We start from the raw sequence: 23,480 nt of genomic DNA on the forward strand, positions 1-23,480 counted from the left end.
CACCTGCACGCCACCGAAGTCCACCCCCTCACTCCGAGGTTCGGACCACCGGACGACAACCGCAGACGGCCACGCCGCGCCCGAAAAGCCTGGAAACCACAGGCACACACAGAGTTCTAGAGACGCTACAGGGACGGAACGTCCTAGTCTCAGCGCCTAGCTGACGACGTCCAGGAACTCGGCGAGCTTACGCAGGCCCGGCGGTCGCGCCGGCCCGTTCCACAAGTCGCTGACGATCGCCACGGCCAGGGTGTGGTGCCGCATCCATCCCGGGGCGACCTGCCGTAGCTTCTCCAGCGTCCTCACCGCTCCGAGCGCGTCCCCGATGTCGGTGTGTGCGCGGGCCAGGTCCAGCAGGAGCCAGGTCCGCCATGAGGGCGGGGTGTCCCTGCTCAGCCTCATACCCCTGGCCAGCGTCAACGCTTCCTCGGGCCGCTCATGCTGGACGGCCAGACGAACCCGTTCGATACGTACCGACGACCGGCTGAACACCGACACCAGCTTGCCGTCGCTGGGGGGCGGGAGCGTTGCCAGACGGCCCGCCGCCTTCTCGGCAGTCACCATCATGTCGTTCGCGGTCGCGTAGTCGTCGCTCCGGGCATACGACGTCGCCGCGGACATCAGCAGGCCGCCCCAGACACGAACGCCTTCCGCCGTCCCTGTGTCCTGCCGCTCCACCCCGTCAGCGGCATGCACGGCAAGATCCCGCGCGTCGCCCAACCGGTCCTGCCGCTGATAGGCCCATGCCACCGAGCCCGACACCATCGGAGCGAGCAACGGGTCCGACGAATCCCCGGCGGCTGCGTAGGCGCGCTCCAGCGCCGAGAGGGCAAGATCCGTCTTGCCCAGCCGGATCGCCAGGTGCCCACCCAGTTGCAACGCTTTGCCCAGCGCTGCTTGACCGGCCGCCCGCTGCTCCGGGTTCCCCACGGCAGCCAGGAGACGAGCGTCCGTGATGATGCCCGGAAGAACGTCCATGAGGCGGCCGAACTCCGCCGAGTGATACAGAGTCCACCCATCCGAGAGTTCGGCCCGCAGGAGAGCCAGGGACAGCCGCTCAACGCCCTCCGGTTCAGCAGGAGGGGCGAACAGCGGCGGCATGATCGCGCGACGGACAGCCACAAGCTGGGGCGGGTCGGCATCACCACTCGACGGAACGCCCGGCGGGTCCCCCAGAAGGGCCGTCAGCTCCACGCCAAGCCCCCTGGCAAGCGCGTGCAGCGTCGGCAGCCGCGCGCTGTGCTTCCGCCGCTGCTCAAGCTTCCGGACCACGTCCACAGACACCCCGGAACGCTCGGACAACCCCTCTTGGGTGAGGTCAGCAAGGCGTCGCAGTCTCCCGATGCGATCGCCCAAGTGCTCAGTAGCCATGAAACAGAAGCTACGCCGGAGTTGGGCAAGACGGGACTGATCCTGGTGCCCCGACAGCCCATTCCCCGCGGGCGGCTACTCCGCGTCGGCAAGTGCCCGGTACAGCGTCGTTCGGGACACACCCAGTGCCTTAGCGATGGCCGTGACGCTCTCGCCCTTCGCACGGCGCGCCCTGGCAACGGCAAGCTTGTCAGCGTCCATCACGGCCGGACGCCCTCCGTGGTTGCCCTTGCGGGCGGCAGTGTCCAGCCCTTCCAGCGTCTTCTCCCGTATCCCCTCCCGTATCCCCTCCCGCTCCACCTCCGCGGAGACAGCGAGCACGGCGAACACGATGGCCCCGGCGGCATTCGGGTCGTAGGCGCCCTGGAGCGGGCCGGAGAGGAGTTCCAGTTGGATGCCGTCCGCCTGGAGCGTGGCGGACAGGGACATGAGCTCAGTGGCGCTGCGGGCAAGCCGCTTCATCTCCACCACGGACAGAACGACCGACTGCCTGGGCGCAGCGGCCCTGATCTCCCGCGCCAGTGTCAAGGCCTTCGCAAGTTCCTCTTGTACAAGACCGGTGACAGACTATGCCGTTGGTCGGTACCGACCTGGCTGGGCACCCGGGGGGAAAATGAAGGACTGGATACCTTTTCTGCAAGCTTTGATCTGGCCGATTGTGGTGCTGACCCTCGCGTTCAAGTTCCGCGCCGGGCTGGGGCGACTCATCGAAGCGATCAATAGCCGAGTCGAGCGCGGCGACTCCTTCGAGGCGGGGGCGTCAGGGATCAGGCTCGGTCCTTCGTCCCCGCAGACCCCGACCGGGGCTGAGCCCCAGCCGGGCGCGCAGCCCGTTCTTGAAGTGCCGCCGCCGCTGGCCGAACTGACCGAGGCTCCGAACGAAGCTGCTCCCAGGGTCCATCTGGTTCACAGTGCGCACCGCGACAACGCAATAGACCGAAACGGCTACAGGTACTTCCGGCTCCGCATTGCCCTTGAGGGTGACAGGGACTCCGATCTCGACCGCGTCACCAGGGTTGTCTACCACCTGCACCCGACGTTCCGGGACCCTGACCGTATCGTCACGAATCGCTCGACCGGCTTCGAGATCACTACGGCTGCCTGGGGAACATTCAACCTGACGGCCGATGTCTATGTGGAGGGCAGCACCGAGCCCATCCGGCTGGAACGGTACCTGAACTTCTGATCGTAAAGGCCGGCTCGTCCGCCCACTCTTCCTCGCTCGCGAAGGCAGGATTTTTCCGGCGCACTCACAGGACGGTGACCTGCAGGACGCAGACGCGCCGGTGGCGAGGGACGGTCTGGAAGACGAACATACCGCCGGTGACGACCTCGCGGCCGAGGGCGGATGAGGCCCCCTGGTAGGTGGTGCCGTCGAGATAGAGCGCCGCCGCGGCCCTGACGAGCTCTTCGGCTCCGGATCTCGACCCGGGCGATGAAGGCAGGTCGTCCAGCCCGCCGATGACGTGGGCCGCGCCGGGGTCGTACTCCCAGTGCCAGTCGTGACCGTCAGGCACCGGTCACCGCCGCCTGTGCTTCATTGTGTACAGCCAGGACCTCGTCCATCGCCGCACGCCACGCGGGATCATCACGGTCGAGGGAGTGGATGGTCCGCTGGGCGCGGTGCATACGTTCGGCGAGCGCCGGGCGGCGGGCGATCTCGATCTCGGTCGCCCACTTGATGAGGAACCCTCGGATCGGTGTGAACGACTCCTCGGCTGTGGCCTGCTGGAACAGTACGTCGCGGTCGGCGAGGAATTCGGGCATACGGGCGGGAGCGACCCGGGCGAGAGCCACGCGCAGAGCGGCGAAGTTCTGTTCAGGCCGGGGTGTGATCTCCTCGGCGGGCTCCGGCGTGGGTGCAGTACTCATGCGTGACCTCCTGCGGGCGCGTACCGCCCGTTCCTGGGGGCGTGCCCGTACGGCTCATGATGCTCAGGGCCCACGGTATAGGTCCTCTGGACGTCATGGAGAGGTTTGACCCCATGCCGCCAGGGTTGCCGAGTGTCGTACACACCCGCCGCATAGACTTCACCAAATGCACGCCCCCCACTCCCTCCCCACCAGCGACAACCTGCGCGCCTCGCTCGCCGCGTTGCTCGACGGGCTGCCGCCGCGGCAGGCCGCGCAGGCCGTCGAGCGGCTGATCGCCAACTACCGGGGGCGGACCCCGACGCATACGCCGGTGCTGCGGGACCGGTCCGATGTGGTGGCGTACGCCGCGTACCGGATGCCCGCGACGTTCGAGGCGGTGCGGGCCGCGCTGGAGGCGTTCCGGGAGCGGATGCCGGAGTGGGTGCCCGCGACGCACGTGGACGTCGGCGGCGGGACCGGGGCCGCGAGCTGGGCGGTGGCCGCGGCCTGGGAGGGGTGCGAGCGGCGTACCACCGTCCTCGACTGGGCCGAGCCCGCCCTCGCGCTCGGGGCCGAGCTGGCGCGGAGCGCCGGGGACGCCGGGCTGCGCGGTGCCGAGTGGCGGCGGCAGACGATCGGCGGCGCCCTCGCGATCCCGGACGGTACGGACCTGGTCACCGTGTCGTACGTGCTGGGCGAGCTCACCGAGGACGCCCGCCGGGCCGTGACGGACGAGGCGGCGCGTGCCGCCCGGGCCGTCGTGCTGATCGAGCCGGGCACCCCCGAGGGCTACCTGCGGATCATCGAGGCGCGCGACCGCCTGATCGCGGCGGGCTTCCGCGTGGTCGCGCCCTGCCCGCACAGCGCCGCCTGCCCGATCGAGCCGGGCACCGACTGGTGCCACTTCTCCGCCCGGGTCAGCCGTTCCTCCCTGCACCGGCAGGTCAAGGGCGGTTCGCTGGCGTACGAGGACGAGAAGTTCTCCTACGTGGCCGCGGTGCGTGACGACGAGGTGCCGGCGGCGCCCGCGCGCGTCGTGCGCAAGCCGCAGATCCGCAAGGGGCAGGTGCTCCTGGACCTGTGCACCCCCGAGGACGGGCTCGTCCGCGAGACCGTGACCAAGCGGCACGGCCCGCTCTACAAGGCCGCGCGCGACACCGACTGGGGCGACACCTGGCCGCCCCAGGGGGAGTGACACGCCGTCAGCGCAGCTCCTGCGTGCAGCACTTCACGCTGCCGCCGCCCTTGAGCAGCTCCCCGAGGTCCAGCCCGATCGGCTCGTAGCCCCGGGCGCGCAGGGGCTCGAAGAGTCCCACGGCCGCCTGCGGCAGCAGGACGTGGCGGCCGTCGCTCACCGCGTTCAGGCCGAGCGCCGCCGCGTCCTCCTCCGTGGCGATCAGCGCGTCGGGGAAGAGCCGCTCCAGCACGGCCCGGCTGCCGGGGGAGAAGGCGCCGGGGTAGTACATGACCTCGTCGCCGTCGAGCACGGCCAGGGCCGTGTCCAGGTGGTAGTAGCGGGGGTCGACGAGGTCCAGGCCGATGACCGGCCGACCGAAGAACTCCTGTGCCTCGGGGTGGGAGAGGGGACTGCTGCGGAAGCCGCGCCCGGCGAGCAGCCAGGAGGCGGTGACGGTGAAGTCCCCCTCGCCCTCGTTGATGTGCTCGGGTTCGAGCACGTCCCCGTAGCCGTGCGCGCGGAACCACTCCGCGTGGACGGCGGCCTCGGCCGCCCGCTCGGGATGGGCGAAGCGGGCGCCGAGCACCCGGCCGTCCACGACGGTGGCGCCGTTCGCGGCGTAGACCATGTCCGGCAGGCCGGGGCACGGTTCGAGCTCCTCCACGGTGTGCCCGAGGGAGCGGTAGCGGTCGCGCAGGTCCTCCCACTGCGCCAGGGCGAGCCGCAGGTCGACCGGCTTGCCGGGGTCCATCCAGGGGTTGATGGAGTAGGTGACCTTGAAGTGCTCCGGCGGGCACATCAGATAGCGCCGCGGGGAGGGGATCCGCCGCGCGGGGGCGGCGGCAGGTGGAGCGGTACGCAAGGAGGGCTCCTCACGGTGACGAAGGGCACGTGCGGGGTGTCGCACGTGCCCAAATCGTCCTCGCTCCAGGGGTTTTGGCATATGAACCGTACGGGTGGTTTACCCGCGGCACCCTGGTACGTCCAGGGTCCTGCCCCCTGCGCGGTCGCTTACGCTTCGCCGGCGGTGCTCCGCCCCTCGCGCAACTTGCGCAGCAGCTCCCGCTTCTGGGCGAGCGCGTCCGCGCCGCCTCCGGCACCGCCGCCCCGGCCGCCGCCGCGGAGCGCGGCGCGGGAGAGGTTGCTGCGGGTACCGCCGACTCCGAGCATGCCGCCCGCGTTGCCCCGGCTCATGGGGATCTCCTCTCGGTGGATGATCACGAATGTGGAGCGAGACGTTGCGTCTCGTTCTGTGTTCCATTCTGAACGAGACGTATCGTCTCGTCAAGACGATACGTCTCGCCTCCGTGCTCGCTCGCTAGGATGCGGCCATGCCCGAGACGCCCCCCGCCGCCGCCAAGAGCCCCGACGTCAGCCGCCGCAGCGAGCGCTCCCGCCGCGCGATCCTCGACGCCGCACTCGAACTCGTCGGGGAGGTCGGCTTCACCAGGCTCACGATCGAGGCCATCGCCGCGCGCGCGGGCGTCGGCAAGCAGACGATCTACCGCTGGTGGCCCTCCAAGGCGGCCGTCCTCTTCGAGGCCGTCGTGCCCGAGGGCCTCGACCCGGCGGACATCGAGCTGCCCGACACCGGTGACCTGGAGGCCGACCTCAAGCTCGTCCTGCGGGCCACCGTGGACGATCTCCTCAGCGAGCGCCTCGACGCCCCCACCCGCGCCCTGCACGCCGAGACGCAGAACGACCCCGAGCTCGGCCGGGCGCTCACCGAGAAGGTCCTCGAACCCCAGCTCCAGGCGTACGTCCGCCGGCTGCGCTCCGCCCAGCGGGCCGGGCAGCTCGCCGCGGACGTCGACCCCCGGATCGCCCTGGAACTCCTGGTCGGCCCGCTCTTCCACCGCTGGCAGACCCGTACCCTGCCGCTGTCCCACGCCTACGCGGACACCGTCGTCGAGCTCGCGCTGCGCGGTCTCGCCCCCCGCTGACGGCGGCGCGGGAGGCCGCGCGAGCGGCCCGTCTCACACCAGCCGGATACGTCCGACGGTCACACCAGGCCCAGGATGGTGGCAGCATTGAGGCCGGACCGCGGTCGAAGTGAGGGGATAGATGGAACGCAAGAGCAGGTTCTCCCAGTGGCTCCGCCGCTCCAGGAGCGGAGCGGGCCGCGATACGGGTACCGGCGCGGCCTCGGCCGCCGACCGCGAAGAACTGCTCCTGGCCGCCGCCGCCGCGGGCTTCCCGCTGGCCCCGGCCGCCCACCCCTCGGGATACGGCTGTTCCTGCGAACGCATCGGCTGTCCCACGCCCGGCCGCCACCCCGTCTCCTTCGCCTGGCAGACCCTCGCCACCACGGACACCGAGCAGGTGACCAAGTGGCTGCGGACCCAGCCGGAGGCCAATTTCGTCACCGCCACCGGCATCGCCCACGACGTCCTCGACGTACCGGCCGAGGCCGGGCGGATGGCCCTGGAGCGGCTGGAGTCCGCCGGGGTCGAGGTCGGGCCCGTCGCCACGGTGACGCCCGACCGCATGCTCTTCTTCACGGCCACCCGCGGTACGCCCGACGACGAGGACGAGTGGTGGCCGTGCGAGCTGGACTGCCACCCCGAGACGCTCGACGAGCATCCCGGGCTGCGGTGGCACTGCCGCGGCAGCTATGTGCTGCTGCCGCCGTCGCTGCTGCCGTCGGAGGGCGGCGTGGCGTGGCTGTACGGGCCGGAGCGGGGGCTGCCGGATCCGCTTTCTTTGCTTGAGGCTCTGACGGATGCGTGTGCGCAGGTCGAGCATCATGAGTCGGAGGCGTGGCCGATCGGGCGGTGAGTCCGCTTGCGCCTACCGGGGTGCCTCTTGCGCTCGGTGCGCGGCTGCGGGCCGTATACGGTTGCTCGCGCAGTTCCCCGCGCCCCTGAAGGGGCGCTACTCGCCCTGGACCGCCGTCACGCTCTCGATGCGGTTCAGGAAGGCGACGCCTTCCTTGCTCCCCGCCGCGGGGACCCGGACCGCCGACTCCGAGACCTTGGTGTATGTCACCGACCGCGTGAGGTCGCCCTTGAGGAGGGCCTTCATGCGGGGGTCGGTGAGGGCGGGCCGCAGGCCCTGGGCCATGGTGCGGCGTTCGCGGTGGTGGGCGGAGAAGAAGGCCATCGCTCCGCCGCCCTCGATCCGCAGGGCCGGGGTGGGGAAGCCGTCCGCCGGTTCGGGAGTGTCGATGAACTCCGTCCAGAACGTCGGCGTCCGCTTGATCTTCTCGCGCTCCTCGCGCATCCCCGTGGTCCGGGGCCCCGGCGCGAACGCGGAGCCCTGGCCGTCGCGCAGGAAGTCGGTGTACGCGGCGCTCACCGCGCCGGGCGCCATGGCCAGCTCCTGGTCCTTGCCCTTGGCGCCCTTGGCATCCTTGGCGTCGCCCTTGGCCGTGGGCACGGCCTCCGCCCAGCCGTCCTCGTCGGTGACGAACTTCGGCACGCGGTCCGGGGAGAGGATCGACAGGTAGCCGGCCCGCCAGGGGTCCTTCACGCCGTCCCGGAGGAACACCACGAACCAGCGGTTGCCGTCGCGGTTGCTGTGCGTGTCGGCCACGAAGAACTTCGGCCAGCCCGCCTGCTCGGGTATGAGGAAACGCGCGTCGTCGAGGACGAGCGGCGGGTACTTCGGGTTGCCGCCGGGCGTCACCGCGTTCTGCGTCGTCATGTCGGCATAGCCGATCTCGGCGAGCGGACCGCTCTCGACCCGGGCGATCACGCCCCGGTCGAGCTTGCGGTACGCCTCGTTGTAGCCGTCGGTGAAGCGCTTGAGGACCTCGGGGGCCTCAGCCTTCTCCACCGCCGGGACGATCTCCCGTTCCCCGTGCACCGTCACGCACCCGGTCGCCGCCAGCAGCAGCGCCGACACCGTCAGCGCGGCCGGAAGGGCCGTCGGCCTCGGCCTGCGGGACTGACGGCGTGTCATGGGACTTCGACTCCTCGGTGGCTGCTCGGGTGGCCGCTCGGTTCGGCGCCGCCACCCTACCCGGGGCGAAGAAGAACAGGAGGGTGGGGACCAGATACACCGTCCACACCGCGACCTGGAGCCAGGTCGGGTCCGGCTGGAAGTTGAAGACGCCCTTGAGCAGGGTGCCGTACCAGCTGTCGGCGGGGATCTGCTCGCTGATGTCGAACGCCTTGCTGCCCAGACCCGGCAGGACGTCGGCCTCCTGGAGGTCGTGGAAGCCGTACGCGAGCACGCCCGCGGCCACCACGACGAGCATGCCGCCGGTCCAGGTGAAGAACTTCGCCAGGTTGATCCGCAGCGCGCCCCGGTAGAACAGCCAGCCCAGCACCACCGCGGTGAGCAGCCCGAGCAGCGCGCCGACCAGCGGCCGTACCCCGTCGTCCGTGGCCTGCACGGCCGTCCAGATGAACAGCGCGGTCTCCAGGCCCTCGCGCCCCACGGCCAGGAAGGCCGTGAGGACCAGGGCGCCGGTGCCCATGGCGAGCGCCGCGTCGAGCTTGCCGTGCAGCTCCTTCTTCAGGTGCCGCGCGGTGCGCCGCATCCAGAAGACCATCCACGTCACCAGGCCGACGGCGATGACGGACAGCGAGCCGCCCAGCATCTCCTGCGACTTGAACGTCATGCTCTGCGAGCCGAACTGGAGCAGGGCGCCGAAGCCCATGCTCAGCAGCACGGCCACGGCGATGCCGAGCCAGACCGGACGCAGCGCGTCCCTCCGTCCCGTCTTCACCAGATAGGCGACGAGGATGCAGACGACCAGGCTGGCCTCCAGGCCCTCGCGCAGGCCGATCAGGTAGTTGCCGAACATGCGGCGTTCCCTCCTGTTTCTTCCGAAACGTCGATCACGCGAAGAGCGCCTTGCCCCACCAGTCGTCCTTGCCGCGGACGCCCGGCGGGACGGCGAAGACCGCAGAACCCACGTGCTGGATGTACTCGTTGAGGGCGTCCTTGGCCGCCAGGCGCGTCTGGAGCGGCACGAAGCCGTCCCGTACGTCCTTCTGGTACGCGATGAAGAACAGCCCCGCGTCCAGGCGGCCCAGGCCGTCGGTGCCGTCGGTGAAGGAGTAGCCGCGGCGCAGGATGGTCACGCCGTTGTTGCTGTCCGGGTGGGCCAGCCGCACATGGGCGGTGTCCTTCATGGCCTTGAGGTTGGGCTCGTCGCGCTCGCGCTGCATGCCCTGCGGCGCGCCCTCCGTCTTGTCGCGGCCGAAGACGTCCTCCTGCTCCTTGAGCGAGGTGCGGTCCCAGGTCTCGATGTGCATGCGGATGCGGCGGGCGACGAGGTAGGAGCCGCCGACCATCCAGTCCGGGCCGTCCTTCTCGCCGACCCAGACGAACTTGTCGAGCCGGTCGTTCTCGGTGCCCGCGATGTTCCGGGTGCCGTCCTTGAAGCCCAGCATGTTGCGCGGCGTCTGGGCGTCGGGCGTCGTCGAGGACGTCTTGCCGAAGCCGAGCTGCGACCAGCGGATCGCGACGCGGCCCATGCCGATGCGGGCGAGGTTGCGGATCGCGTGCACCGCGACCTGGGGGTCGTCCGCGCAGGCCTGGACGCACAGGTCGCCGCCGCTGCGGGCCGCGTCGAGGTTGTCGCCGGGGAAGGCGGGCAGGTCGATCAGGGCCTTGGGACGGCGGGACTTCAGCCCGAAGCGGTCCTTGCCGTCCTTCTCGAAGAGGCCGGGGCCGACGCCGAAGGTCAGGGTGAGCCGGGAGGGCTTGAGGCCGAGCGCCTCGCCGGTGTCGTCCGGCGGCAGCTCGTCGTTGTCGCCGATCGCGCCCTCGCCGACCTCGTGCCCGGCCGTCATCCGCGCCGCGGCGGCCGTCCACTCCTGGAGCAGCTTGACGAGCGCGGCCCGGTCGGTGGTCGTGACGTCGAAGGCCGCGAAGTGCAGCCGGTCCTGCACGGCGGTGGCGATGCCCGCCTGGTGGTCGCCGTGGAAGGGCACGGCGTCGCCCGTGGAGGCCGCGGGCGCGGTGTCGTCGCCGAGGCGCAGGGCCGTGACGGTGCCGCCGGCGGCGGCCGCGCCGAGCGCCAGGCCGGCGCCGCCCCAGCCGAGCAGGGCGCGGCGGGAGGGAGCGGGCCTGCGCTCCGTCGTCTTGTTCTCTTCCGCCACGTTCTTTTCCGCGTTCTCTTCTGCCATGTCAGGAATCCCCGTTGCTTCGTTACTTCGCGACGGCCGCGGCGAGCTTGGACAGCGGCTCGGAGAGCGCGTTGACGACGTCGGACAGCTTCTTGCGGTCGTCCTTGCCGACGCTGTCGTACGACTTGAAGCCGTCGCCCTCGCGGTAGGCGTCGAGCGCCTTCTTGACCGCCTCGAACTGCTTGTCCAGCTCCTTGACGAGCTCGGGGTCGTGCTTGGCCGCGACCGGCTTCAGCAGTCCGTACGCCTTCTCGGCGCCGTCCACGTTGCCTTCGAAGTCGACCAGGTCGGTGTGGGAGTAGCGCTCCTCCTCACCGGTGATCTTGTTCCGGTAGACCTCGTCGAGGAGTTCCTTGGCGCCGTTGGCCATGCTGGTCGGGGTGATCTCGGCGGTGCCGACGCGCTTCTGCCAGTCCTTCAGGTCGGCCATCAGCTGGTCGGCCAGCTTCTTGTCGTCGTCCGTGATCTTCTTGTCGTCCCAGAGCGACTTCTCCAGCTTGTGCCAGCCGGTCCACTTCTGGTCCTTCTCCAGGCCGTCCTCGCGGACGTCCACCTTCGGGTCGATGTCACCGAAGGACTCCGCGACCGGCTCGGTGCGCTCCCAGCCGACGCGGGAGGGAGCGTAGGTCTTCTTCGCCTCGTCGAGGTCGCCCTTGTTGATCGCGTCCGCGAACTTCTGCGCGGCCGGGATCGTCTCGTCGGCCTGCTGCTGCGCGTACTTGCGGTACTCGGCGACCGCCTTGTCGAGCTCGGGGTCGCTCTTCTTCTCCGCGCCGCCGCCCGTGACGGTGATCTTCTGACGGATGCCGTCGCCCTTCATCCCGGGCTTGCAGGCGATCTCGTACGAGCCCGCCTTGATGGTGGCGGTGATCTCGGCCTTGGTGCCGGGGCCTATGTTCTCGCGCTCGGTCACGATCCGGTCGTCCGGGGCGTAGACGTACACCTCGGTGACCTTGGAGCCCTTGTTCTTGACGTTGATCTTGACGTGCCCGGCCGGGAACGAGGTCGTGGAGACCTCGCACTTGTCGTCGGAGGCCGTGATGTTGACGGCGTCGGAGTCCTTGCCGCTCGACTTCTCGGCACAACCGGACACGGCGGTCAGCGCCGCTGCCGCCGCGACGGCGGCGACGGCGGAGGAGCGGAGGGCACGCATGAGGGCTCCAGGCTTACTCGGAGAGGAGGGAGGGATTCCGGACAGCGTATGGCCGAAACCTTCTCCCTAATTAGGCCGCCCTAACTTATCTGAGGCTTGCCTACCCTGTTCCCCAAATGGTGCGTGATCCTGCTCTCACGGCCTCATGAACGGCCTCATGAAGTGAAAACGTGACCCTCCCGTCTCGGGATCACCAAAGGCTCTCCCGTACGCGGATGATCAATTACATCCACCGGCTGCATATACACACGGCTGAGCAATTCCGCCTCGAAGACCCGGTCCGGCGGACCCTCCGCCGCGATGCGCCCTTCGTGCAGCACGGCGACCCGGTCCGCGTACGCCCCCGCGAGCCCCAGGTCGTGCAGCACGACCACCACGGCGTCGCCCGCCGCGGCGCGCAGCCGGCAGATCCGCAGCACCAGTTCCTGATGGCGCAGGTCCAGCGCGGCCGTCGGCTCGTCGAGCAGCAGCAGCGAGGCGCGCTGCGCGAGGACGCGGGCCAGCGCGACCCGGGCCCGCTCGCCGCCGGACAGCGCGGAGAACGAACGATCCGCGAAGGCGGTCACCTCGGTGGCGGCCATGGCGGCGCGCACCGCCTCCTCGTCCTCGTCCTCCGCCTCGGTCCCGGCCCAGGGCGCGCGCCCCATCCGGACGACCTCCTCGACGGAGAAGGGGAACGACAGCTCGGCCGACTGCGGCAGCACGGCCCGGCGCAGCGCGAGGTCGGCGGGCGTCCAGGCGGCGGCCGGGCGGCCGTCGATCCACACCTCGCCCGACTCCGCGGGCAGGTCGCAGGCGAGCGCGGCGAGCAGGGTGGACTTCCCCGCGCCGTTCGGCCCCACCAGCGCGAGCACCTCGCCGCCGACGGCGCCCAGCTCCACCTCGGACAGCACGGTGCGCCCCCCGACCCGTACCCGCAGGGCACGGGCCTCGGCCCGTACGGTGCCGATGGGCGAGGGCAGCGGCAGCTGCCGCGTACGCGACCGGAACCACGGCCTCGTCATGGCCGGCCTCCTTGCTTGCGGCGGGTCCTGCGCAGCAGCCAGCTGTGCTTTCCCGGGGGCCAACCCCCGGACCCCCGGCCGGGGCGACCGGCGTGGCTGACGTGCTTCTTGCTCATGCCCAGCCTCCTTGCTTGCGCCGCGTCCTTCTCAGCAGCCAGAAGAAGAACGGGCTGCCGAAGAGTGCCGTCAGTACGCCCAGGGGGAGTTCCGCGGGCTGCGCGGCCGTGCGGGCCGCGAGGTCGGCGGCGACGATGACGAGGCCGCCGCCCAGCGCGCTGCCGGGGACGAGGAAGCGGTGGCCAGGGCCCGCCGCCATGCGCAGCAGGTGCGGGACCAGCAGCCCGACGAACGTGATGATCCCGGCGACCGCCACCGCCGCCGCCGTCAGCAGCGCGACCACCAGCACCAGGGTGAGGCGCAGCCGCTCGACGTCCACCCCGAGGTGGCGCGCGGGGCGTTCGCCGAGGGCGAGGAGGTCCAGCTTCCGGGAGTACAGGGGCGCGACGGCCAGCCCCACCAGGGCGCACGGGAGCACGGCGAGCACTTTCGGCCAGGTCGCCTGGGAGAGCGAGCCGAGCTGCCAGAAGGTGATCTGGGTGAGTTGCGCGTTGTCCGCGAAGAAGACGCACAGCCCGATGAGGGCGCCCGCGAACGCGTTCACGGCGATGCCGGTGAGGATGAGGGTGACGACCTCCGTCCGCCCGCCGGTCCGTGACAGGGCGTAGACCATCAGGACCGTCAGCAGCCCGCCCGCGAACGCGCCGGCGCTCACCGTCCAGGTGCCGAGGAAGCTCAGCCCGAAGGCGATCGAGGAGACGGCCCCGACGGCCGCGCCCGCCGAGACGCCGATGACGCCGGGCTCGGCCAGCGGATTGCCGAACACGCCCTGCATCAGCGCCCCCGCGCAGCCCAGGGACGCGCCGACGAGCAGCGCGAGGACCACGCGCGGCAGGCGCACGTTCCACAGCACGCTCTCGCCGACCCGGTCCAGCGCGGCGCCGCCGAGCCCGGCGCGGTGGAGCACGGAGCCCAGTACGTCGCCGAGGGGGATGCCGTACGCGCCGGTGCCCGCCGAGAGCAGACACAGGGCGAGGAGGGCCACGGTCATGCCGACGGTGAGGGCGGTGCCCACGCGGCGGCGCGGCGGTGGCCCGTCGCCGGTGGCCCGTACGGCCGGGGGATCGGTCAGCACGGCCATGTCACGCGCCCTTCGTGGGGATCCGGTGGACCTGGTGGATCTGCTCGATCAGGGAGGAGAGCACGGTGTCGGTGCGGGGGCCGAAGTTCAGCAGGACGCCGTCGCCGATGGAAGCGATGCGGCGGTCGAGCCCGGCGGGGGTCTCGGCGACACCGGGGATCTTGAGCAGTCCGTCCGTGCCGCCGACCGAGTCCAGGCCCCCGTCCATCACGAGGATGACGTCCGGCGCCGCCTTGGCCAGGGCCTCGCTGGTGATGGGGGTGAAGTCCTTCTTCAGCCCCGAGTCCTCGCCCGCGTCGGTGCCGCCCGCGGCCTCGATCAGGGAATCCGCGCCGGAGCCGGGGCCGCCGAGGAGATAGACGGAGGCGGAGCCGCGCAGATAGAGGAAGGCGACGCGGGGCTTCGCGCCGTTACGTGGAATGCCCTTCTCCGCCGCGGCTATGCGCTCGTCGGTGCGGCGGCGCAGCTCGTCGCCCGCAGCGCGCACACCGAGGGCCGCGGCCACCTTGTCGATGCGCGGGCCGACGTCGGCGAGCTTCTTCGCCGGGTCGAGCACGAGGAGGGGGACCCCGGCGGCGCGGATCTGCTCGATGGCCGTGGCCGGGCCGGTGGTGGTCTCCGCGAGGACGAGCGTCGGCTTGAGCGAGAGCACGCTCTCCGCCGAGACGTCGTGCGCCCTGGTGACCACGGGCAGCTCGGCCGCCTGCTCGAAGGTGGCGGTGACATCGCGCGCGACCACGTGCTCGCCGAGCCCGAGGGTGAACACGATCTCGGACAGCGCCCCGGTGAGCGGGACGATCCGGTCCGCGGCGTGCACGGTCACGTCGTGGCCGTCGGCGGACCGTACGGTGACGGGCAGCTGAGGGCGGGGCGTGCCGGGGAGGGGGTCGACACGGTCGGCGGCGGTGGTGCGCTTTGTGGCGGTTCCGCTTCCGCCTCCGCCCGCGGCACCGTCCGTCGAGCAGGCGGTGACCCCGGTGAGCCCGGTGAGAACGGCGAGAAACGTGAGCAGGGCGGCGAGTGCGCCGGTACGGCGTGGGGTACGTATGGGCCTGCGCGCCGACTGCCGTTGAAGCACGGTTCCGCCTTTCGCTCCGGTCGGGGTTTCCGACGTGACGGGATGTAGCTTAGGTTAGCCTTACCTAAATCGCCATGCCTGCTGTCCGCGTGTGGCGATGTGCCGACCTGCCCGGAAGGGGCCCTCGATGCTGCCGCCCAGACCCGCCCGCGCTCCTGTCGTCGCGCTCCTCGCGACCTTGCTCGTAGCCCTGCTCCCCACGGCCGCGGCGCATGCGGCGGACGGCCGCGAGGTCTCGGGCGGGCGGCTGGACTGGGGCGTCAAGTCCTCCTTCCGGAGCTACCTCACCGGGCCCGCGGCCCAGGGAGGCTGGGAACTCCAGGACGGGGCCACCGCGGAGGGCGACAGCCAGTTCCGCTTCCACTCCGCCAAGGGCACGTACGACGCCGGACGCGGCGCCCTCGAAGCGGCCTACCAGGGAGGCGTGCGCTTCACCGGGCATAAGAACCCCGACGGCTCCTACGCCCTGGACCTCGTCTTCAGCGCTCCCTCCGTCCGTATCGCGGACGGCAAGGGCACGCTCTACCTCGATGTGACGAGCAAGGCCAGGAAGACGAACAAGGCCACCACGACATCCCAGGTGCCGTTCGCGTCCCTCGACCTCTCCGGTGTGCACCTGCGCGACGAGGACGCCGTCGCGCTCGCCGACGTCCCCGCGACCCTCACCGCGGAGGGCGAGAAGGCGTTCGCCGGTTTCTACAAGGCCGGTGCGGCCCTCGACCCCGTGGGCCTGTCGGCCGACATGCTCACGGCGCCGGGCGCTTCGGCGCCGCCGCAGGGCGAGTTCACCGGTGCCGCCGTCGACTGGGGCGTGCGGCGCACGTTCCGGGAGTACGTCACCGGTCCGGCCTCCCAGGGCAAGTGGCAGCTGAGCGACGGCGCCCAGGACGGCGGAGCGCTCTTCCGCTTCCCGCAGGGCAAGGGGACGTACGACATGGAGGCGAAGACCCTCGACGCCTCCTTCGCGGGCACCCTCCGCTTCACCGGCAAGCACCTCGACCTCGCGTTCGGGGGGGTCAAGGCGGCGGTGAAGGACGGCAAGGGCACGCTGACGGCCGATGTCGCGGGCAACGGCCGCGGCACCGGCAAGGATGTCCCGCTCGTCACCTTCGACGCGTCGGGGCTGGCGGAGAAGGGCGGCCTGGCAGTGGTGTCGGAGGCCCCGGCCAAGCTGACCGCCGAGGGCGCGAAGGCGTTCGGCGGGGTGTACCAGGAGGGTGCGGACATGGACCCCGTCTCGCTCGCCGTGCCGCTCGACGGCAAGGCGGCGGTGCCGGCGCTGCCGTCCTCGCCGGAGCGGGGGAAGGCGTCCCCGGCGCCGTCCCCGTCGGCCTCGGCCGCGCCGGCCGCGGCTTCTTCTTCCTCGTCCTCTTCTTCCGGGTCTTCTTTCCCGGTGCTTCCGGTTACGGTCGGCGGCATCGCCGTGCTGGTGCTGGCGGGCGGCGCGTTCCTGTGGGTTCGCAAGCGCCGGGCGGTGTCCGCGGTGGGGGATTCTGATTCCGTTTCAGGGGAATGACCGGCGTGCCCGGTGTCGTCCGTGACGTTCCCCCATGCGTCACGGCCGACCCGGGCCTTTCCCTGTCCTTGGGCACCTGATGTCATAGGCGTTGCACTCCGATATCAGTGAGCTCAAGTTTCTCTAGGAGAATTGAATGACCGTCACCGCACGTCGTGCCGCAATCGCGGCGCTGGCCACGGCGACTGCCCTTGGGGCGACCGTCCTGACCGCACCCGCGTATGCGGTCGATGCGGCCACGACGACCACTGGGGGTGGGCAGCAGCAGACGCAGGATCTGAAGAAGAAGGACCAGAAGGAGAACCCGAAGGAGCTCGAGGTCGGCACGCTCCAGTGGGGCGTGAAGAAGTCGCTTCGCGACGACCTCGCCGGGACTCAAGGGAAGATCAACACCGCCGATGGGGCCAAGCGGCTCGGTGGGAGCGGTGAGTTCACCTTCGCCGAGGGCACGTCCGTCAAGACGGCCGAGGCGATCACCACGACCTTCAAGGGCAGTGTGCAGTTCCAGGGCCACAAGAAGGCGGACAAGAGCTACGCGCTCGACGTCAAGCTCTCCGGCCTGAAGGTCGTCACCGACGCGGCACAGGGCAAGGCCGGCAAGATCATGGCCGACGTCACGAACGCCGGCGGGAAGCACGAGGGCGTCGAGCTCGCGAAGCTGGACGACGTCACGGCGACCGCGGCCGACGGCACGTACGCTCTCAAGGACATATCCGCGAAGCTGACGCAGGCCGGGGCGGACGCGTTCACGTACAAGGACGAGAAGGGCGCGGAGGTCAAGCCCTTCAAGCAGGACGATGCGCTCGACCGGCTCAGCTTCAAGGTGAAGCAGCCCGTGCAGACCCCGGACCCGGCCGACGGCAAGACGACCGACGGTGCCACCGGCGGTAACGGTGGGGCCACGGCCGGTCAGACCGGCGGTTCGGACGCGGGTACGACGAGCGGGAACACGACGGGCGGGGACGACAAGGCCAAGTCCGTCAAGCTCACCGACGGCAACCTCGACTGGGGGCTGTCGGAGACCTTCCGCAAGTACATCGACAGCCACAACGGCAAGGCCGAGCCCACGGACGGCGCGAAGTCCTTCAGCGGCGGCTACCGCTTCCCCAAGGGGAAGGGCACGTACATCGAGAAGGACAAGAAGCTCGACGCCACGTTCGATGGTGTGGTCCGCTTCACCGCCAACGGGGCCGGCCTGGACCTGAAGTTCTCGGGCCTCAAGGTCGAGGTGACCGGCAAGACCGGCAAGATCATCGCCGATGTCACGTCCAAGACCGACAACAAGGCTCCCGCGAAGAAGACCGTCGAGCTCGCCGCCCTGACGATCGACGAAGACGCCCTGAAGGCCAAGGACGGCGTGGTGACGCTGTCGGCCGTCCCGGCGACGCTGGCGAAGGGCGGGGAGGACGTGTTCCGCTACGGGCAGGACGACATCGTCGCGAAGGGCGCAACCCTGGACCCGGTGACGATCTCCGTCGCCGTCGACAAGAACGCCAAGCTCCCCGACGTCCCGTCGGGCAACACCTCCGAATCCGGTACGACGGGCGGCGACACCGGCACGACGACCGGTGGCACGACCGCCACCAACACCACCGCCACCACGGGCGGCTCCACCACCGGTGGTGCGGCGGCCAACGACACCACTGCCAACGGTTCGCTGGCCAAGACCGGTGCCGATCTGCCGACCGGCCCGATCCTGGGTGGCGCGGCCGCCCTCATCGTGGGCGGTGGCGCGGCGGTCTTCGTCGCGCGCCGTCGCCGCGCGCAGCAGCAGGGCTGATGCCGCTGCCGGGGTCCGGGGCTCTGCCCCGGGCCCCGTTTCGTTTTTCGTCTGCGGGCCGGTGGGGCACGCCTACGGGGGTGCCTCGTGAGCCCGGCGTGCGTCTGCGGACCATGCGTGGCTGGTCGCGCAGTTCCCCGCGCCCCTTACGGGGCACGGACTTACGCACTCAGCGGGAACTCCCGTCCCAGCTCGCGGAACATCTCCGTGTTCAGCGCGAAAGCGCGCCTGCACTCGTCGATCACCCGCTGCTTCTCCAGGTCGTCGACCGGCAGCGCGTCCAGCAGCTCGCGGTACTCGCGCTTGAAGGCCGCCGGGTTGCCGATGGCCTCGAAGACGTAGAAGCGGACACCGTCGCCCTTGCGGGCGAAGCCCCAGGTCTTCTCGGCGGTGCCGCGGATGATCTGGCCGCCCGAGAGGTCGCCCAGGTAGCGGGTGTAGTGGTGGGCGACGTAGCCCGCGGGCCAGTCGCGGGCGCACTCCTCGACGCGGGCCGCGTAGGCGGCCGTCGCGGGCAGCGGGGCGAGGCCCGTGTGCCAGCCGGGGCCGCCGAGGTGGGCGAGGTCGCGCTCCAGCTCGGCGGTGCGGGCCAGCTCGGGGCGTATGAAGGGGCCCGCGACCGGGTCGTCGGCCAGTGCCGCGGACGCGGACTCCAGCGCGCGGTAGACGAACCAGAGCTGCTCGGTGTAGCGCCGGTAGGCGTCGACGCCCAGCCTGCCCCCGAGCATGTCGCTCATGAACGACGAGTTCTCCGCCTCCGTGTGCTGCTCGTGCGAGGCGGTGCGGATCAGCGTGGAGAACGGCGTACTGGCGGGGGCGGGCGCGTCCAAAACGGACCTCCGGGGACCGAGAAAAGGGGAGCGGCGGGGAACGGGGACGCGGAAGCGTGCCACCGTGTCCCGATTCTCTCTACTTAGGCTTACCTAAGTCAATGCTTTCCCGACATGCTGTCGGTAAAAACCTTACCCCGCCGGATCACTCTTCGTGTGGCCGAAAAAGAAAATCCCCCTGCTCGCACAGGGGGATTCATGATCGCGGTCATGGTTACGGCAGGGTCAGGATCTCCGCCCCCGTGTCCGTCACCACCAGCGTGTGCTCGAACTGAGCCGTCCGCTTGCGGTCCTTGGTGACGACCGTCCAGCCGTCCTCCCACATGTCGTACTCGTACGTCCCCAGCGTCAGCATCGGCTCGATGGTGAAGGTCATCCCCGGCTGGATCAGGGTGTCGTGGTGCGGGCTGTCGTAGTGCGGGACGATCAGGCCGGAGTGGAAGGACGAGTTGATGCCGTGCCCCGTGAAGTCGCGGACGACGCCGTAGCCGAAGCGCTTGGCGTACGACTCGATCACGCGGCCGATGATGTTGATCCGGCGGCCGGGTCTGACCGCCTTGATCGCGCGGTCGAGCGCCTCGCGCGTGCGCTCCACCAGCAGGCGGGACTCCTCGTCCACCTCGCCGACCAGGTAGGTGGCGTTGTTGTCGCCGTGCACGCCGCCGATGAAGGCCGTCACGTCGAGGTTGACGATGTCGCCGTCGCGCAGCACGGTCGAGTCCGGGATGCCGTGGCAGATCACCTCGTTGACCGACGAGCACAGCGACTTCGGGAAGCCGCGGTAGCCGAGTGTCGAGGGGTAGGCGCCGTGGTCGCACATGTATTCGTGCGCGACGCGGTCGAGCTCGTCCGTCGTCACGCCCGGGGCGATGTGCTTGGCCGCCTCCTCCATCGCCCGCGCGGCGATGCGGCCCGCGATCCGCATCCGCTCGATCGTCTCGGCGCTCTGGGTCTCGGGGCCGTCGTACGGCGTCGGCATGTTCCTGCCGACGTACTCGGGCCGCGGGATCGAGGCGGGTACGGAGCGGGTGGGGGAGATGGTCCCCGGAGTGAGAAGCGACTGGCCAGACATGTCAGCGAGTGTATCCAGGGCGCATCGGGGACCATGTGGGCGAGAGGCGACGAGCGAGGGAGAACCTGATGGCACTGTTCAAGAGGCGCGAGGCCGGTAGGCCGGGGGAGTGGTACTACTGCCTCAAGCACCAGACGGTCGAGGAGGGGCCGGAGTGCCGGGCCGCCGACCGCATGGGCCCTTACGGGACGCGGGAGGAGGCGGCGCACGCGATGGAGACGGCGCGTGAGCGGAATGAGGCCTGGCGGGAGGATCCTCGCTGGAACGACGACGACGCGGCGCGGCCTCCGGGCGAGTGATCGCCCCCTCCGGGGGCTTCGCCCCCCGTCCCCCGGGCCTATTGGGGTGCCTCTTGCGCTCCGCGCGCGGCTGCGGGGCCGCTGTGGCTGGTCGCGCAGTTCCCCGCGCCCCTTACGGGGCCCGGCCCCTCCGCGGGCGGCTACGCCGCCTCAGCCACTTCCGCCGCCTTGCGGGTGCGCATCCGCACCGCGTGTTCGTTCGTGCGGGCGTCGTACGAGACGAGCTTCGGGAGGGAGGCCGCCAGGAGGCCCACCGAGACGACGCAGGCGACGCCGCCCGTCCAGACCGAGGTGCGGGCGTTGGTGAGGGAGGCCATGCCGCCCGCGCGGACCTGGCCGATCTGGGGGCCGAGGGAGTAGGAGAGCATCTCTATGCCCGCCAGGCGGCCCCGCAGCTCGTCCGGGATGGTCTGGTCCCAGATCGCCGAGCGGAAGAGGCCGCTCACCGTGTCGCAGCCACCGGCCACCGCCAGGAACAGCAGCACCAGCCAGACGTTCGGCATCCAGCCCGCCACCGCCATGGCCGCGCCCCAGCCGAGTGCCGCGAGGACGACCATCCGGCCGTGCCGGTGGATGGCGGACACCCAGCCGCTGGTCAGGCTCACCACCAGGGAGCCGACGGCGCCCGCCGCGTACATCAGGCCCAGCGCCCAGGGCGCGTCCAGGTCGTCCGCGAGGAACGGGAAGATCGCGGTGGGGAAGGCGAACAGCATGGCCGCCATGTCGATCGCGTACGTGCCCAGCAGTTCCTTGCGGCTCCAGGCGTAGCGCGCGCCCTCCAGGATGCCGCTCAGCGACGGCTTGTCCGCCTCGCGCGCGGCGGGGGAGGGGGTGAGACCGAGCAGCAGCACGCCGGAGACCGCGTACGACACGAGGTCCAGGCCGTACGCCCAGGGCAGGCCCGCGTAGGCGACGATCAGGCCCGCGAGGGAGGGGCCCGCGATCGCGCCGAGCTGCCAGCGCATCGAGTTCAGGGCGATGGCCGCGGGCAACTGGTCGTGCGCGACGATGCGCGGCACGATCGCCTGCATCGCGGGGCGCTGGAGCCCGCTCAGCGCGCTGGTCAGCGCCGCCACCACGTACAGCGGCCAGATCATCGGCTCCGGCAGCAGCGTGTTGAGCAGCAGGATCGCCGAGAGGAGGCCGAGGCCGGCCTCGGTCCACAGGATCAGCTTGCGGCGGTCCATGGCGTCGGCGAGCGCGCCGCCGTACAGCCCGAAGACGATCAGCGGGACGAGCTCGACCGCGCCGACCGCGCCGACGGCGAGCGCCGAACCCGTCAGCTCCTTGAGCTGGAGCGGTACCGCGACGAAGGTCAGGAAGGTGCCGAAGACGGTCACCAGGCCCGCCAGCCACATGCGGCGGAAGTCCGCGGAGGCGCGCCACGGGGTCAGGTCGGGCAGCAGGGCGCGCAGCCTGCGGAGGGGGCCCGAGGGGCTCGTATGGCAGGGGGGATCGGAGGGGTCGTGCTCAGTCACGGGAGTCCATGGTCCATGGGCCCGGGACCGGGCACAAACGGTTTTCGCGGCTCCTGCCAGGGGCCTACCAGCGGGGCGGCGGCGGGGCCGTGAGCTGGTCCGCGAGGCGGGCCAGCCGGTCCCGGAAGCGGCGGCCGCGCGGCACGGGCGGGCTGTTCTCCCCGGCGGCCGCGCTGACCAGGTGCTGCACCGTGTCGAGGTCGAGCTCCGTCGACGTCGAGGACGGCACGGTGGGCGGCACGGCCAGCCGGTCGTGGGCGAGGGCGCACAGCTCGGAGCCCTCGCCGTCGGACGTGCCGTCCAGCGCCAGCACCGTCGCGCCGCCGCGGCGTACGTCGTGCACCCGCTCCAGCAGCCCTTCCCCCGGCGCCTGCGGGGTGATCACCAGCAGCGTCTCGCCCCGGCGCGTCGCCTCCAGGCGGCCGAGCCCCACCGACAGGTGCGCCGGGACACCGGGCGGCACCCGGTGCCGGACCAGCGTGGGGGAGAGCTCGGGCAGCCCCGACCAGGCGGCCTCGTCGTCCAAGTGCGCGGCCAGGTGCCAGGGTTCGTACTCCGCGGTGCCGACGAGCAGCAGGCCGCCGTGGTGACGGGTGACCGAGGACCGCAGCGTGCCCGCGAAACGGCGGGTGGACTGGAGCCATTCGGTCCCGGCGAGTACTTCGCGCAGCAGCGCGACCCGGACTGCGTCCATGGGCGGCATCATGGCGCACCGGCCGGGCCGGGGTGGGGCCGGTTCGCTCTCCTCACCCGTACGGGCAGGCGCGCGCCCGCCCGTACGGGCAGGCGCGTGACCGGATTTCGCCGCGTGAAATCATCCCCGCATGACTACTTCTGACGACACGAAGAAGGCGCCGGCCAAGGATCCTTGGGAGCTCCCCGACGTCTCCGGCCTGGTGGTCGGCGTCCTCGGTGGCACCGGTGACCAGGGCCGCGGGCTCGCCTACCGGCTCGCCAAGGCCGGCCAGCGCGTGATCATCGGTTCGCGCGCCGCCGAGCGCGCGCGGACCGCGGCCGCCGAGCTCGGGCTCGGTGTCGAGGGCGCCGACAACGCCGAGTGCGCGCGGCGCAGCGACATCGTGATCGTCGCGGTGCCGTGGGAGGGCCACGCGAAGACCCTGGAGTCGCTGCGCGAGGAGCTCGCCGGGAAGCTCGTCGTCGACTGCGTCAACCCGCTCGGCTTCGACAAGCAGGGCGCCTACGCGCTCGAGCCGGAGGAGGGCAGCGCCGCGCAGCAGGCCGCGGCCCTGCTGCCGGATTCGCGGGTCACCGCCGCGTTCCACCACCTGTCCGCGGTGCCGCTCTCCGACCCGGAGATCGCCGAGATCGACACCGACGTGATGGTCCTCGGCGAGAAGCGGGCCGACACGGACCTGGTGCAGGCGCTGGCCGCCCGCATCCCCGGCATGCGCGGCGTCTTCGCCGGGCGGCTGCGCAACGCCCACCAGGTGGAGTCGCTCGTCGCGAACCTGATCTCCATGAACCGGCGCTACAAGGCGCACGCGGGGTTGCGCGTCACGGACGTGTGACCCGACGTGTGACCCGCGGCGTCGGGGGCGGGACGGGCCCGGGGGCGGCCTGCGCGAC

25 protein-coding genes are annotated in these 23,480 nt (G+C 71.1%); 8 read left to right on the plus strand and 17 right to left on the minus strand.

Translation table 11 applies throughout. The annotated features are described in order from the left end of the window. Positions 1-156 precede the first annotated feature (156 nt). Both K6I34_RS08030 and K6I34_RS08035 read right to left on the minus strand, forming a co-directional pair. Positions 157-1,371 carry a helix-turn-helix domain-containing protein gene (locus K6I34_RS08030; protein WP_229323635.1) on the minus strand — a complete coding sequence of 405 codons (1,215 nt, stop codon included), beginning with the start codon at positions 1,369-1,371 and terminating at the stop codon, positions 157-159. Positions 1,372-1,446: 75 nt separating this feature from the next. Next, the gene (locus K6I34_RS08035) at positions 1,447-1,899 is read right to left on the minus strand and encodes a recombinase family protein (protein ID WP_229323637.1); all 453 of its coding nucleotides are present in this window, start codon (positions 1,897-1,899) and stop codon (positions 1,447-1,449) included. A gap of 85 nt (positions 1,900-1,984) precedes the next feature. Between K6I34_RS08035 and K6I34_RS08040 the strand changes: the two genes are divergently transcribed. After that, positions 1,985-2,557 (plus strand): pYEATS domain-containing protein, encoded by a 573-nt coding sequence (locus K6I34_RS08040; protein WP_229323639.1) that lies wholly within the window; start codon positions 1,985-1,987, stop codon positions 2,555-2,557. Between the two features lie 64 nt (positions 2,558-2,621). Here the strand turns inward: K6I34_RS08040 and K6I34_RS08045 are convergent, their stop codons facing one another. Then, entirely contained in the window at positions 2,622-2,888 is a 267-nt protein-coding gene (locus K6I34_RS08045) for a hypothetical protein (protein WP_229323641.1), read from the minus strand. Further along, on the minus strand, positions 2,881-3,243 hold the full coding sequence (locus K6I34_RS08050; protein WP_229323643.1) for a hypothetical protein: 363 nt from the start codon (positions 3,241-3,243) through the stop codon (positions 2,881-2,883). Before K6I34_RS08050 ends, K6I34_RS08045 begins: the two co-directional genes overlap by 8 nt. Positions 3,244-3,409: 166 nt before the next feature. On the opposite strand from K6I34_RS08050, the gene K6I34_RS08055 reads away from it, so the two are divergent. Further along, positions 3,410-4,420, plus strand: coding sequence for a small ribosomal subunit Rsm22 family protein (locus tag K6I34_RS08055; RefSeq protein WP_229323645.1), 1,011 nt, complete (start codon positions 3,410-3,412; stop codon positions 4,418-4,420). Between the two features lie 7 nt (positions 4,421-4,427). On the opposite strand, the gene ddaH is transcribed toward K6I34_RS08055, so the two are convergent. Further along, positions 4,428-5,264 (minus strand): dimethylargininase, encoded by an 837-nt coding sequence (ddaH, locus tag K6I34_RS08060; protein ID WP_374230849.1) that lies wholly within the window; start codon positions 5,262-5,264, stop codon positions 4,428-4,430. A gap of 149 nt (positions 5,265-5,413) precedes the next feature. Continuing rightward, positions 5,414-5,596, minus strand: a complete 183-nt coding sequence (locus K6I34_RS08065) for a DUF6243 family protein (protein WP_229323647.1) — start codon at positions 5,594-5,596, stop codon at positions 5,414-5,416. A gap of 137 nt (positions 5,597-5,733) precedes the next feature. Between K6I34_RS08065 and K6I34_RS08070 the strand changes: the two genes are divergently transcribed. Both K6I34_RS08070 and K6I34_RS08075 read left to right on the plus strand, forming a co-directional pair. After that, entirely contained in the window at positions 5,734-6,345 is a 612-nt protein-coding gene (locus tag K6I34_RS08070; RefSeq protein WP_229323649.1) for a TetR/AcrR family transcriptional regulator, read from the plus strand. A gap of 121 nt (positions 6,346-6,466) precedes the next feature. Continuing rightward, complete coding sequence (locus tag K6I34_RS08075) at positions 6,467-7,180, plus strand: bifunctional DNA primase/polymerase (RefSeq protein WP_229323651.1); 714 nt, start codon at positions 6,467-6,469, stop codon at positions 7,178-7,180. Positions 7,181-7,276: 96 nt separating this feature from the next. Here the strand turns inward: K6I34_RS08075 and K6I34_RS08080 are convergent, their stop codons facing one another. The 7 genes from K6I34_RS08080 to K6I34_RS08110 form a co-directional block, all read right to left on the minus strand. Next, a complete protein-coding gene (locus K6I34_RS08080; protein WP_229323681.1) occupies positions 7,277-8,248 on the minus strand; it encodes a hypothetical protein in 972 nt (323 codons plus the stop codon). Then, positions 8,166-9,155 (minus strand): iron uptake transporter permease EfeU, encoded by a 990-nt coding sequence (gene efeU / locus K6I34_RS08085; protein WP_229323653.1) that lies wholly within the window; start codon positions 9,153-9,155, stop codon positions 8,166-8,168. Before efeU ends, K6I34_RS08080 begins: the two co-directional genes overlap by 83 nt. A 34-nt stretch (positions 9,156-9,189) precedes the next feature. After that, positions 9,190-10,485, minus strand: coding sequence for an iron uptake transporter deferrochelatase/peroxidase subunit (efeB, locus tag K6I34_RS08090; RefSeq protein WP_229323655.1), 1,296 nt, complete (start codon positions 10,483-10,485; stop codon positions 9,190-9,192). 22 nt (positions 10,486-10,507) lie between these two features. Next, positions 10,508-11,638 (minus strand): iron uptake system protein EfeO, encoded by a 1,131-nt coding sequence (gene efeO, locus K6I34_RS08095; protein WP_229323657.1) that lies wholly within the window; start codon positions 11,636-11,638, stop codon positions 10,508-10,510. Between the two features lie 155 nt (positions 11,639-11,793). Then, positions 11,794-12,642, minus strand: coding sequence for a heme ABC transporter ATP-binding protein (locus tag K6I34_RS08100; protein ID WP_229323659.1), 849 nt, complete (start codon positions 12,640-12,642; stop codon positions 11,794-11,796). A gap of 112 nt (positions 12,643-12,754) precedes the next feature. Then, a complete protein-coding gene (locus K6I34_RS08105) occupies positions 12,755-13,840 on the minus strand; it encodes an iron ABC transporter permease (protein WP_229323661.1) in 1,086 nt (361 codons plus the stop codon). 1 nt (position 13,841) lies between these two features. Then, positions 13,842-14,918: an ABC transporter substrate-binding protein gene (locus K6I34_RS08110; protein ID WP_229323663.1), complete on the minus strand. Its 1,077-nt coding sequence runs from the start codon at positions 14,916-14,918 to the stop codon at positions 13,842-13,844. Between the two features lie 127 nt (positions 14,919-15,045). On the opposite strand from K6I34_RS08110, the gene K6I34_RS08115 reads away from it, so the two are divergent. Together K6I34_RS08115 and K6I34_RS08120 are read left to right on the plus strand one after the other, a co-directional pair. Then, a complete protein-coding gene (locus K6I34_RS08115) occupies positions 15,046-16,434 on the plus strand; it encodes an HtaA domain-containing protein (protein WP_229323665.1) in 1,389 nt (462 codons plus the stop codon). A 136-nt stretch (positions 16,435-16,570) separates the two neighbouring features. Continuing rightward, on the plus strand, positions 16,571-18,214 hold the full coding sequence (locus K6I34_RS08120; protein WP_229323667.1) for an HtaA domain-containing protein: 1,644 nt from the start codon (positions 16,571-16,573) through the stop codon (positions 18,212-18,214). Between the two features lie 161 nt (positions 18,215-18,375). Here K6I34_RS08120 and K6I34_RS08125 read toward each other — a convergent pair whose 3' ends face one another. Beyond that, positions 18,376-19,044 (minus strand): heme oxygenase (biliverdin-producing), encoded by a 669-nt coding sequence (locus tag K6I34_RS08125; protein ID WP_229323669.1) that lies wholly within the window; start codon positions 19,042-19,044, stop codon positions 18,376-18,378. A gap of 214 nt (positions 19,045-19,258) precedes the next feature. Beyond that, positions 19,259-20,116, minus strand: coding sequence for a type I methionyl aminopeptidase (gene map, locus K6I34_RS08130; protein ID WP_229323671.1), 858 nt, complete (start codon positions 20,114-20,116; stop codon positions 19,259-19,261). Positions 20,117-20,184: 68 nt separating this feature from the next. Here map and K6I34_RS08135 point away from each other — a divergent pair, with 68 nt between their 5' ends. After that, a complete protein-coding gene (locus tag K6I34_RS08135; RefSeq protein ID WP_229323673.1) occupies positions 20,185-20,415 on the plus strand; it encodes a hypothetical protein in 231 nt (76 codons plus the stop codon). 140 nt (positions 20,416-20,555) lie between these two features. Here K6I34_RS08135 and K6I34_RS08140 read toward each other — a convergent pair whose 3' ends face one another. Together K6I34_RS08140 and K6I34_RS08145 are read right to left on the minus strand one after the other, a co-directional pair. Beyond that, positions 20,556-21,893 (minus strand): MFS transporter, encoded by a 1,338-nt coding sequence (locus K6I34_RS08140; protein ID WP_374230852.1) that lies wholly within the window; start codon positions 21,891-21,893, stop codon positions 20,556-20,558. Positions 21,894-21,957: 64 nt separating this feature from the next. Continuing rightward, positions 21,958-22,587, minus strand: a complete 630-nt coding sequence (locus K6I34_RS08145; RefSeq protein ID WP_229323675.1) for a hypothetical protein — start codon at positions 22,585-22,587, stop codon at positions 21,958-21,960. Between the two features lie 130 nt (positions 22,588-22,717). On the opposite strand from K6I34_RS08145, the gene npdG reads away from it, so the two are divergent. Further along, complete coding sequence (gene npdG, locus K6I34_RS08150; protein WP_229323677.1) at positions 22,718-23,422, plus strand: NADPH-dependent F420 reductase; 705 nt, start codon at positions 22,718-22,720, stop codon at positions 23,420-23,422. Positions 23,423-23,480: the final 58 nt, after the last annotated feature.

It is taken from the genome of Streptomyces sp. UNOC14_S4, from assembly GCF_020740835.1.
Lineage (GTDB): Bacteria > Actinomycetota > Actinomycetes > Streptomycetales > Streptomycetaceae > Streptomyces.